This window comes from Salegentibacter maritimus (assembly GCF_016236915.1).
Taxonomy (GTDB): Bacteria; Bacteroidota; Bacteroidia; order Flavobacteriales; family Flavobacteriaceae; genus Salegentibacter; species Salegentibacter maritimus.
Genome location: NZ_JAEHOK010000004.1, coordinates 105611 through 118185, shown reverse-complemented (window position 1 = coordinate 118185; position 12575 = coordinate 105611). Strand labels below are relative to the sequence as shown.

Annotated in this window: 10 protein-coding genes; all 10 read left to right on the top strand. The window is 32.3% G+C overall.

Going from position 1 to position 12575, the window contains the following annotated elements; genetic code table 11:
• Positions 1 to 52: 52 nt before the first annotated feature.
• Complete coding sequence (locus tag I6U49_RS04605; RefSeq protein ID WP_198627776.1) at positions 53 to 2242, top strand: peptidase domain-containing ABC transporter; 2190 nt, start codon at positions 53 to 55, stop codon at positions 2240 to 2242.
• A gap of 4 nt (positions 2243 to 2246) precedes the next feature.
• Positions 2247 to 3533, top strand: coding sequence for an HlyD family secretion protein (locus I6U49_RS04600; protein ID WP_198627775.1), 1287 nt, complete (start codon positions 2247 to 2249; stop codon positions 3531 to 3533).
• A gap of 72 nt (positions 3534 to 3605) precedes the next feature.
• A complete protein-coding gene (locus I6U49_RS17175; RefSeq protein WP_198627774.1) occupies positions 3606 to 5264 on the top strand; it encodes a helix-turn-helix domain-containing protein in 1659 nt (552 codons plus the stop codon).
• Positions 5265 to 5352: 88 nt separating this feature from the next.
• Positions 5353 to 5475 (top strand): hypothetical protein, encoded by a 123-nt coding sequence (locus tag I6U49_RS17065; protein ID WP_262894944.1) that lies wholly within the window; start codon positions 5353 to 5355, stop codon positions 5473 to 5475.
• A gap of 58 nt (positions 5476 to 5533) precedes the next feature.
• The gene (locus I6U49_RS04590; protein ID WP_198627773.1) at positions 5534 to 7699 is read left to right on the top strand and encodes a prolyl oligopeptidase family serine peptidase; all 2166 of its coding nucleotides are present in this window, start codon (positions 5534 to 5536) and stop codon (positions 7697 to 7699) included.
• 249 nt (positions 7700 to 7948) lie between these two features.
• A complete protein-coding gene (locus tag I6U49_RS04585) occupies positions 7949 to 8764 on the top strand; it encodes an RteC domain-containing protein (RefSeq protein WP_198627772.1) in 816 nt (271 codons plus the stop codon).
• A gap of 262 nt (positions 8765 to 9026) precedes the next feature.
• Complete coding sequence (locus I6U49_RS04580) at positions 9027 to 9305, top strand: helix-turn-helix domain-containing protein (protein ID WP_198627771.1); 279 nt, start codon at positions 9027 to 9029, stop codon at positions 9303 to 9305.
• A 2-nt stretch (positions 9306 to 9307) separates the two neighbouring features.
• A complete protein-coding gene (locus I6U49_RS04575; RefSeq protein ID WP_198627770.1) occupies positions 9308 to 10015 on the top strand; it encodes a hypothetical protein in 708 nt (235 codons plus the stop codon).
• The gene (locus tag I6U49_RS04570) at positions 9999 to 10655 is read left to right on the top strand and encodes an ATPase (protein WP_198627769.1); all 657 of its coding nucleotides are present in this window, start codon (positions 9999 to 10001) and stop codon (positions 10653 to 10655) included. Before I6U49_RS04575 ends, I6U49_RS04570 begins: the two co-directional genes overlap by 17 nt.
• Positions 10656 to 11001: 346 nt before the next feature.
• Positions 11002 to 12129: an endonuclease/exonuclease/phosphatase family protein gene (locus I6U49_RS04565; RefSeq protein ID WP_198627768.1), complete on the top strand. Its 1128-nt coding sequence runs from the start codon at positions 11002 to 11004 to the stop codon at positions 12127 to 12129.
• Positions 12130 to 12575 lie beyond the last annotated feature (446 nt).

Sequence of the window (12575 nt, the reverse complement as noted above, 5' to 3'; positions counted from 1 at the left end):
AGTCACATAATCAATTCCAGATTAAATTTAAATCAATTTAGTTTCATTTGTTATGTTTAGGGCTGTAGATTTTCCTGTTTTTCGTCAATTAGATCAAATGGATTGCGGTCCTTCTTGTATCAAGATGGTCACTGATTTTTTTGGCGGAAATTATGACATAGAATATTTAAGGAAAATATGTTATTTACAGAAAGACGGTTCGTCCTTTGCAGGTCTTTCCAATGCATTAAAAAAGTTGGAAATAGAAACTGTTGGTGTTAGGATTAATTTCTTAGAATTAATTACAGAGGTACCATTACCAACAATCGCTCATTGGGAAGGTAACCACTTTGTGGTTATTTATAAAGTTTCCAGAAAACACATCTTTATTTCTGATCCAGCTTATGGTAAATTGAAATATAGTCACAAAGATTTTTTATCTAAATGGGCGGACCCTAATAAGAATCAGGGAGTACTTCTTCTATTGGAGCCTAACCAACACTTTGAATTTCCAGAAAATGAACCTCAGGATAAAGTGGAGGATAACGGTAAATACTTGATTGAGTATTTAAAGCCGTTCAAAGCCTATATTAGACAATTAATACTGGGTTTAATAATAGCTATTGTTATCCAATTAATGCTTCCTTTCCTTACCCAAAGTCTTGTGGATTATGGAATAAATTATGAAGATTTTAGCTTTATAAATCTTATTTTAATTTGCCAATTCTCTTTGTTCCTTATCAGATCTCTAACAGAAATTATCAGAGATTGGCTTCTTTTATATTTAAGTATTAGTGTAAATATCCAAATGATTTCCGATTTTCTGGGTAAGCTTCTTACTTTACCTATTGCATATTTTGAATCAAAGAATACAGGTGATTTTTTGCAAAGAATTTATGATCATCAAAGAATTGAGGAGTTCATAACTGGTCGAGGTTTGAATATACCATTTGATATCTTCTCAATTATGATTTTTGGAATTATATTATTCTATTTTCATCCCGAAATAGCCTTAGTATTTTTTACAGGAACTCTATTGTTCCTTGGGTGGTCATTTTTGTTTATCAAAAGGAGAGAAATTTTAGATAACCAGATATTTGATCATAATAGAAAAGACCAGTCATTATTTCTGCAAATGATTTTAGCTGTTTCCGAGATAAAATTAAATAACTCAGAGACACGAAGAAAAACCGAATGGAAAATAAATCAAAATAACCTTTTTGCAATAAAGTCAAAAATTTTAAGAGTAGAACAGGCTCAAATCAAAGGTGGGTTTTTCCTAAATGAGCTTACAAATATTTTAATAATATACTTGTCTGCTAGAGCTGTAATATCAGGACAGATTTCATTAGGAGCTATGTTGGCAATTCAATTTGTAATTGGAAGTTTGTCTTTACCGGTCTCAAATATTATTAATTTTTTCACTGATTATCAAAGTGCAAAGCTTTCATTTAACAGGTTGTCTGAAATCCATAAAAAAACTCCTGAAGAAACTAGCAGCAGAGGCGATTATATAGAACCGGAGGGTAGTGTATCTTTTAATAATATAAGTTTTGGTTACGGAGATCCAAGCTTACCTCCACTCTTTAAAAATTTAAGTGTTATCATTCCTTGCGGAAAAACAACGGCTATAGTCGGCTCAAGTGGCTCAGGTAAGACAACATTACTTAAAATACTTCTTAAGTTTTATAGTCCCTGGGAAGGTAGTATTAGGGTTGGAAATAACGATTTGAAATTTATAGATTCCGCCATTTGGAGAAGTAAATGTGGAGTAGTAATGCAGGATGGTTGTTTCTTTAATGATACTTTGGAAAGAAACATTACCGAATCTCAGCCCGATGTGCCAATCGATAAAATTTTATTGCGAAAAGCAGTGGAAATGGTAAATCTAAATGAACTTATAGAGCAATTACCACTTGGTTTTAAGACTCATATAGGCGAAAATGGTCAATTACTCAGTGGGGGGGAGCGGCAAAGACTTTTGCTGGCCAGAGCGATTTACAAAAACCCGGATTACTTATTTCTTGATGAAGCAACCAGTTCCTTAGATACCCAAAATGAAAAAATTATTTCAGACCATTTGAAGATGTTTTATAAAAAAAGAACTGTAGTAGTTATAGCTCATAGACTTTCTACAGTAATGGATGCCGATCAAATTTTAGTAATGGAAAAAGGTAGTATTGTGGAGCGTGGTAATCACGATGAACTAATTGCTAAAAAAGGAGTTTATCATAATTTAATTAAACATCAATTAAAAATTTAAAGCCTTGGAAAAGCGTGGATTTGATAGAAGCAAGGTTAATCCTCCATATTTTAAACCCGGATATTTAATTCGCCGGGGTACAGGCTACATATTTATATTCTTCGTATTTATGCTATTGGTATCTGGTACTATTTCATTTGATCAGGTGGTAAAAGGTGATCTTATTCTTACTTCTCTAAATCCTCCAGTACAAATTAAAGTCAAAAGAGATGGAAAACTTGCAGCAATTTTTAAAAGACCTAAAGATTCGGTGAAAGTTGGTGAAATGGTTGCCATCCTTGATCATCCGGCCAGCTATAAGGATGTTACTTATTTGAAAAATAGATTAATAAATGATTCTTTAAACATATCATCATTGGGTACTTTAATAAAAGTGTATCCTGTAAATTTAGGTTTAGGGGCTTCACTTCAGGAAGTTTATAATAAGTATATGGAGGAATATCATAAGCTTATTTTAGAAAATAAATTAGGTGAAAATAAAGCTATTGAGCAAGGGCTAATTAAAGAAATTGATAACCAGGCAGCAATTTTAAACTCAAAAAAGAAAGAGCTTCAACTCTTTAAAAACAATTTAATTATATCTACTCAAAATTTAAATCGTCACCAAAAATTATTTGATAAAGGTGTAATCTCAAAATCAAATTTAGAAAAAATTGAATTGGAATTTTCAGAGAAGAATCAACAATATGTTTTGCTTGAGCAGAAATTGATACAAAATCAGGCTCACCTCAATAGAGCTTACAGTGATCTGGAAATTTTAAGAAAGAGTGCCTTAAGGAATATTAGTCTTCAAAATGCTGAATTAATTTTTGCAAGGCAGGATTTACTTAATCAAATTTTACAATGGGAAGATAATAATGTATTAAAAAGCCCAATAGCAGGTACGGTTTCTTATAATCAAGTTTGGATAGAACACCAGAACGTATCAGAAGGAGATATAGTTTTCTCTATTATTCCATTTAATAGAGAAAAATTATTGGGAAAATGTATGGTTCCCATTCATAATTCTGGTCAGGTTAAAAAAGGCCAAAAAGTTTATCTCAAATTAGAAAATTTTCCATTTAGAGAGTGGGGTATGGTAAGAGCCATTGTTAATTCAATTTCAGAGGTCCCAAGTAAAGAAAATGAGCCAGTATTTATTGTTTACCTGGAAGTGGATAGTTTAAAAACCACATATGGCAAAGAATTAAATATAAGCCAGGAATTAATAGGTACAGCTGAAATTGTACTTAAAGAATCTAGTTTGCTAGAACGAATTTTCTATCAGTTTCGTCATCTCTGGTCAATTTAGCAAAATGATATGACTATGAAAGCCACAATGTTAAGGTTAATTCTTATCTATTTAATTTTCGGATTAAGTGGTGTGGTTATTTCTTATGGCTATTCGCAAAAAGATAAAGAGTTTAATTTGGAGTTATTGAATTCTAAATTAACCTATGAAGATATAGGGAATTTACAGTACGAGGCATTTGAGAATCACGATACTGTAACTTTAGGGTTGTTGATCAATATACATTTAAAAAAAGCAACCTTAGAAAATAATAAAATTGAAAAAGCCAGGGCCTATTACTATAAAACTGGTTTAGAAAATGAGACTTCGGCTTTGTCTTATTCCGATTCTATAATTAAACTTACTAGGGATAGTAAGCATCCAAACTATCCTGCGATTGGATTTGCTTTGAAGGGACATATAAACTATGAATCCGGCAATTTTCAAGAAGCCTTAAACAATTATCTTCAGGCATATAATTCAGCACTTAAAAAGAACAATATAGAGCAACAAAAAGAATATGGCCAAGCCATAGCAGCTATACGAAATTTATATGGTCAGCATTATGCTGCAGTTGAACTTTATAATAAAAATTTAAAACTACTTCAAAGTGAAACCGATAGTGAAAAACTCTTATACGATGATCACACCTTGTTACTGTATAATTTATCACTAACTCATTTAAGGTTACAGTCGTTGGACTCTGCTAGATATTATACTAATAAGGGGATAGATTTGACCTTACAAATGAGAGACACGACTAATTTTAAAGATTTTATTCTTTTGGATGCTCAAATAAATTTTTACGCAGGTGATTACTTAAGGGCCAGAGATACTCTTGTAAAATATAGTAAAGCATTAGATGGTACTTCTAAAGCTATAAAATTATACTATTTAGGAAAGATTGCTGAAAAGTTGGATAATATAGATCTTTCTATGAAGTATTTTAAAGAAGTTGACTCAATAGTTACTGCTACGAAGGATCCATTTTTAGAGGTAAAAGATGTTTATCATCAACTTATCTTGTATGCAATAGCGAAAAATGATAATCAAAGTCAAATTGATTACATCGAGAAGCTTATAGCCTATGATAGCCTGCACTCAGCAAAACAAGAAAAAGTTATAAATGCAGCAATGGTTTCTTATGATATCCCTTATCTAAAACATCAGAAAAAACAGGCCGAAGCCCAGCTTGAAAATAAAAGGGATCTTATAAAGGGAATTGGATTATTGGCAGGAATAGGTAGTCTAACGGGAATTTTCTTTTTTATCAGATCAGTTCGTACTCAAAGAAAATTAAAAATTTTAATGGAAGAAGGAAGATTTAATAAAAGAAAAGGGTATAAAAAGCCGGTTAGTAATCATCCAAGTTCCGTACCCGAAGATATTAGAAAGGATATTTTAAGTAGACTGGAAAAATTTGAAGACTCTGCAAGATTTTTGGATAAAGATTTAGATATGTCCTCTCTTGCTCAGGAACTTGAAACAAACACAACCTATTTATCGGTAATTATAAACACCTATAAAAATAAATCATTTCCGAATTACTTAAAAGATCTTAGAGTGGCCAAAGCTATTCAAATGTTAAATGCAGATCGCGGACTTTTAAAATATAGTAATCAGGGGCTGGCAGAAGTTTTTGGATTTAAAACCAGTGAATCCTTTTCAAAGGCTTTTTACAAAAATACAGGTGTCTACCCATCAAAATTTATTAAAGAGCTGAATTCTATCAAAGAAGGTGGTCATTTATAAATGACGTTTACGAAAGTATTGCGATTTGATGCGTGTTGTAGTTATTTAGTGTTCAACAAATATTTATTAACATTTTAAATTTTTAATTATGAAGAAATCATTAAAAGATTATCAGGGAAAAGCCTTAAAAAATTTGGATAAAATTAAAGGGGGCGGAAGTTCAGTTATTGACCGCGATAAAGTAAGACGGCCAAAACCTGGGAAAAAATAATTAATCACCAGTAGAATTAAAGCTCGGGGCTTACCCGGGCTTTATTAATTTTAGTATAATGAAATCATCAAACTACATACTATTGCTATTTTCTTTATTTATGAATACTTGCCTTCTTTTTGGTCAGGAACTTCATAATACAAATTCATTTCCTTCATTAGAAAAGAAAATCAAGCCTATAAATAAATTTGGTGTCAAAATCTATGATGATTATGTTAACTTGAATAAGCTGGAAGATCCAAAGGTGTTAGATTGGTTTAAAGCTCAGGATTCCCTTGCTGAGGCATATTTTTCTGAAAATAGGTTGTTCAATAATTTTCTTGTGAAATTTGAGGAATATCAAAATCGTGAGAAGACAGCTATTCGTTTAATTCAAATTAATGAAAAGGGGAATTATTTTTTTATTAAATATGATGAAGAAGATAGAAGAGAGAAATTATATTTTCAAGAAGATGTAAATTCAAAAGCCTTAGAAATTTTTGACCCTAAAAGTCATGGAGAAATTACCTACCTAAAACCTTCCTTCGATGGATTAAAAATTGCTATTGGTTTTCCTTCAGATAAAAAGTTTTCATCCATCATTAGATTTTTAAATATAAAAACAGGAGAATTTTATCAAGACCAGATTACCAATATTAACCCTTCATTTGGGGGAATTGAATGGTTGCCAGACAGCTCCGGTTTTATATATCTCTACTTTCCTGTGATAGATCAGTCTAGTTCAGGTTATAAAAAAAACTCCTATTCAGTAATTCATAAATTAGGTGAGGACTCTGATTTGCGTAAGGAAGTTTTTGGCAGAAATAATATTGTAAATATTCCTATTGATTTTTATCCTAAAGTAAAAATTAACTCTAGTGCAGACGAATATATTATAGGTTATTCTGCTAGCTCGAATGATTACTATGATGCGTATATAGCCAAAGTTTCCGATTTGCTTTCAGGAAAAATAACCTGGGAACCTTTTTTTAAAATAAAGCATAAGGTATTCACAACTGAAGGTGTTGTGAGAGATAATGAATTTATTTTTCGCCAGGGAAATAATGTAGGAAATCAAATAAGCAGCGTAAAGCTTATTTCTCCTAATTTTAATAAACCAGATTTGTTAGCAGAGGGAACCATAGAAAATCCTATAAATCAATTAGCTCTAAATAAAGATAATGTTTACTTCTCAAAATCTAAATTTGGAGTAGAGGTTAGTTTGTGGAAAATAAATGATAAAGGGGGGATATGTCAATTGCAACCTCCATTTGTACCGGGATACGCAACATTTTTTGGTGGTACAATTGCTTCAAATTTAATCGGCGTGGAGTTAGATGGTTGGACTTCCAATTACACTAGATTTCTTATTTCTGAAGATGATAATTTATTTAAAGAAGGTCTTCAAGTCGAAACCTTCTATCCTGAATTTAAAAATCTTATTTCTGAGCAAATAATGATTAAAAGTCACGATGGCGTAGAAGTTCCATTATCTCTAGTTTACGATCCTCAAACCCTAAAAGGTTCTTTAAATGAGGTTTTTATCTATGTTTATGGTGCTTATGGAGAGAGTTTAAGTCCATTTTTTTATCCAATATTTTTAAATTGGGCAGCACGGGGAGGAATCCTGGCATTTCCGCATGTTAGGGGTGGTGGAGAAAAAGGTAAAAAATGGCACGAAAAAGGTCAAAAATTATTTAAATTCAATTCCTGGAAAGATCTTATTGCTTGCACAGAAGGCCTAATTCAAAAAGGATTTACCCAAAAAGGATTAATTTCTTTATACACATCCAGTGCCGGAGGTATAACTGCAGGTATGGCGGTTAATGAAAGACCAGATTTATTCTCATCTTTTATAGCAGAAGTTCCCAGACTTAACCCTCACGGGGTGGAATCCTCACAAACTGTTAGCAGTACCAGTTACTTAGAATATGGTTCTGTTAAAGACAGCCTGGAATATATAGGTTTGGTAAAAATGGACCCATATTACAACTTAAAAATCGGTAAAGAATATCCGGCTACACTTATAATTTCTGCTTCCCAGGATGATCGTATTCCTTTATGGGATAGTGGTAAATATATTGCTAAACTTCAAAGCATAATTAAAGGTAAAGTTCCAGTTTTACTAGATATAGATTATCAAAATTCTCACGATAAACTTGGTTATGATGATATAGTGAAACTGTATAGCAAAATCTTTTCTTTTGCTAAAAACAATATGTCAGGAAAACAAAATCGAAATTAAGTTTCCTCCTCCTTAACTTTTAACTTCTCAATATGAGATCGGAATTTTCTGTGGTTTATAAATGAGCTTAAAGATTGAAGTTTATTATTGTTTGGAGATTAATGTTTTTAGCCTTCAAAAGGATGAATTTCCGGGTCTTATTCAAATTTGTTTATAAATGCAGTATTTTGGTTTATAAACCTATTTTCTTTCCTTTTTCATTCTAACCTCTTTTTATTGAAATTTAAGGAATGAATCATAGGAAAAAAGGTGGACTTCATTTTAACATCCAGGCAGGTTTTGGAAGAAATTTCAAAAATAGAGGAATCCTCTTCTACAAGTCTTGTTGCGTATACCGGTATTATAAAATACTGCCGGGGTATTCTGAATGATTATAGGTTGAAAATTAAAGAGGTTGCTTTTAAATCAACTTTTCAGGAGATCCAATTCTTCAAAATAGAAAAGCAAATTCCACTCGTACAACTTATTTATTACATCAATTTGAGAAGTTTAGAATTAAACTATTCTTTAAAATATAGAAGAAAACTCTTACATAAGGAAATAAAAAAACTCAATAAATTTTTTCAGAAGCATCGCGATTTTCAGCTATATGTAGACCTTGGTAATAGTTATATGGATAAAATTTACTATACCCGGGAGTTCCAAGATAAAGGTGAATCTCGCAATGATATACTGTATTGGGACCCAGATTTTAGTACTTCACATGATCTTTTGTTGGCCCAATTAAAAGCCTACCAAAGATTATTGCCCTTTTTGCAAAAGGAACTTTATAGGTGTAATTATCCTGAGAACAAAAACATTATTGATCACGATTTAAATTGGACGGCATCCAAGGTAGACCTTATAGAACTTATCTATGCACTACACTTCTCGGGAGCTATTAACAATGGATCTGCCAATATAATCGATATTGTTAGCCTTTTTGAAAAAATCTTCGATGAGAAACTTGGTAATTGCTATAAGAAAGTTTCAGAAATTAAAGGTAGAAAAGGGAGAATCACGAAATTTTTGGATGAAATTACCTGGAATTTCGAACAAAAACTAAATCGAGATAATGCCCTATAATTTTCGGTAGGTAGCCGTAACTCCGAATTTCACCCGTATACGTTTTTCTAATCATTTTTCGTACTGTATTACATTGAAGTATTGAAATTTATATTGATTTATAACTATTTGTGTATGATGTTAAATTCTTCCGTAGTCCTGTTCAAATAGTGAAATTATTTTCCTGATGCTTCTCAATTTTGTCTTGAAGTCAAATCAACAAAATCCCATCGTGTAAAAAAGTATAACCATCGGTGGGATTTTAAATTAAAACCTTCAAAGAATGGCAAAAGAAATAATTACTACCGATGATCTAATGATTTTTAAGCTAGAGTTATTCGATGAGCTTAAAAGGCTTATGGAAGAACATTCTTACCGAAAGAACAAAAGATATTTAAAATCTGCTGAAGTTAAAGAACTTCTCGGCATCAGTGCCGGGACCCTACATAATATAAGGATTAATGGAAATCTTCCTTATACAAAAATAGGAGGCACGATCTTTTACGATTGGAATGATATTCAGCGAATAATGAAAAAATATAGAATAGATAATAGTTTTTAGGTATGAATTACATAAGACACCTTTCAGAGATATTTACCCGGTTCAATGAAGATAACCGGCTAAATCCCTCTCACGTGAGTATTTACTATGCCTTATTTCATTATTGGAATCAATTTAGGTTCTGCAAAACATTTTATATACAACGCCAGGAGATTATGGAAGCTTCCAAGGTTGGTTCGCTTTCAACGTATCATAAATGTATTAGGGAACTTAGCAACTGGAACTATATTTTATACCTGCCTTCTAAAAACCCCTTAAAAGGAAGCCAGGTTAAGATGTCCATTTTTTGGACTAGTGATGAACAAGTAGAAGACAAGCAATCAACTTGTAGTGTAAATGACCTGGATAAGTTTGAGACTTTTTTAGAACAAGTAGCAGAAGAGCACTGTAAAAGTAGCGAAATAGCTCTGGTATCTAAAACAAACAATATTAAACATATTAAACATAATAAAACTTATTGGCCAAAAAGTGAATTTGAAGTTTTAAAATATTTTAAAGAAAAAGCCTGGCCAGAAAACGAAGCTTCTATGTTTTATCTGCATTATAAAGCCGTAGGTTGGAAAATTAATCGTGATACCCCAGTTGTGAACTGGCAGGCTTTAGCTAAGCGGTGGATGAAAAAATCTGAGGAAATTCAGCAAAATTTAAAAATGCAAAACCCTGATTATTTAAAAATTAAAAAAGAAAAAAATTATGAAGAACCCTTGTGAAATTACTGAAGGCGGGGTAGTTTATAAAATTGGGAAATTTAAAGGGAAAGAAGTTATTTACGATTTTTCTCTAATGCTCGAATACCTCCAAACAAAGGGAAAACTGCTCTTTGGAAATGAATTTAAATTGCATAAAAAAGATGAAAAATTGCTTTATAAGCTGTGTAATTATATAATTGCTGATAAAGAAAAATGCCAAAAATTCAATATCGACCCTGCAAAAGGGATTCTATTGACCGGCCCGGTGGGTTGTGGAAAAACCAGTTTTTTGAAACTTTTACGGTACCTTGTGCCACACCAGAAGAAATATCAGGTAATTCCCTGTAGGAATATCGCTTTTGCCTTTCATCATTTGGGATTTAAAACTATTGAAGATTATGGGAATAGCAGTTATTTATGCTTTGATGATTTGGGTGTTGAACCGGCAGGAAGATTTTATGGTAAAGATTGCAATGTAATGGGGGAAATTCTTCTTAGTCGGTATGAATTATTTCTAAATCACAAAGTAAGAACCCACTGCACCACCAATTTAGATGCTACTGAATTGGAAGAGCGATATGGGGCCAGGGTTCGAAGCAGAATGCGGAATCTTTTTAACCTGGTTTCCTTCGACAAAAATTCAATTGACAAAAGAAAATGATGATGAAGAACTTACGTAGATGTTTTAGGTTGTAAAAGTGATTTACTTTGCTCCGGCCAGGGTGGTTCAACTTACTCCGGCGTAAAAGCTTGCTATCGAAGTTCAAAGTAGATGATTTTTAGAACATTTTTAAGTTTAAAACTTTAAAATTGTTGTTTTTAGTAATTAACTGTTCATCAATGGGATAAGTTATTAACAGGTCAGTCTAAGAGTTTCATAAATTTTGATCTCATTTGAGATTAAAATATGTCAAAAACGCACAAAATATTTTTTATTCACAAAATGAAGTGGTGTACTGGAATTAATTCAGATAAGTTGTAGTTTTCTGATTATAAAAATTTTACGCATGAAACTAGCCACGTTTAATATTCAGAATTTATTTCACCGGGATATAAGTTTTAATGAAACCCAGTTCGATAAAACTAAAAAAGACTGGGAGATAGCGATGGATGAATTGATGGATAAACCTATAAAGTCAATTCAGGATCAGGAGCGTTTAAGGGAATTGGTTTGCTTGGCAGATATTGATAATATCAATCGTTATACATATGCAGTTTTAAGGCGGAAAGGAGGTTACCTCTTTTTAAAGGGTAAGAACTATTCAAAAGAACTAAAAGCCAGTGAATTGACCGATTGGAACGGCTGGATTGCCCTTCAAAACTATCCATTAGATCCAATAGCTGTGAAAAATAAAGCGCGTGTGATTGCAGAGGTAAATCCCGATATCTTGATTCTTCAGGAGATAGAAGACCGCGCATCCCTGGCAGAGTTTAATGAGGATTTCCTTCCAAGGTTAGGTTGCGAACCTTTTCAACAAACTTTTGTAGTACAGGGAAATGACAATCTAGGCCGTGAAATTGGCATTCTTATCCGTAAGGGATTTCAAATTAAGTCGGTAAGAAGCCATATTTATGATTTGAATTTCCAGGAAAAAATTGTGTTTGAAAAAGATTTATTGCAGTACGAAATCCAAACCGCAAATGGGAAGACAATTTGGATTCTAGCTACCCATTTGAAGAACCAGGCAGGAGATAAAAATCTATCTAATAAGATAAGAACACAACAAGCTAAGAGGATTGCTGAAGTTTATAAACAAATGAAAGCGGAAGGTAAAATAAATGTTGCAATAGTTGGTACCCTTAATGCTCCATCATTCTGCAACTCACTTTCGCCTTTATTGCTTAAAACGAATGTATTGGATATTAGCAAACATTCCGACTTCAATGTAGATTTTGATAAAGGTGAAGATGCCGGTTATTACAGCCTGGGAGCGTACCGAATGGGGGTAAATATCAAGCAAAAAGATTACCTGTTACTATCCCCGGAACTTTTTAAAAAAACTAAACGCAGCGGTTTAAACCGGAAAGGTGTCTGGCCAGAAAAACGACCTACGTGGAGTATTTATCCCGGTATAGATCAAAAATCTAATGCAGCCAGTGAACATCCAATTGTTTGGGCAGATGTAGAAGTATAATTGGTTTCTAGACATTGAAATAGTTCGGTTTTTGGGGAAGCTTACAAAAGTTGTCACTGACATATTCTCTATTGACCAATTTATCTTCATTTACAGGATTGATGTTTTCATCTTCGCTTGTACTTTCTGTTGAACATGAAGCTAAAATTACTGAAGCTAATAATAAGATTTTGTTTTTCATTTTTAGGTTTGTTTTAATTGATTGGGACTACTTGGTTAAATTGTTAGAAATATTGTTTTTGATAAAGAAATAAAGCCATTTAATAAGTTTTGAATTTGCCATATCTCATAAAATGTTTGCACAACTCGTTATTTCCCGCAAAATATAACTATAGTAGAAATTTAGGGGGATAAACGCACTTTTTGCTAAATATATATTATTCGAGCAACATAGGATTACGGAAAACCGTAATTCCAAGAAATTTTAATGGAATCACCCTTGCAGA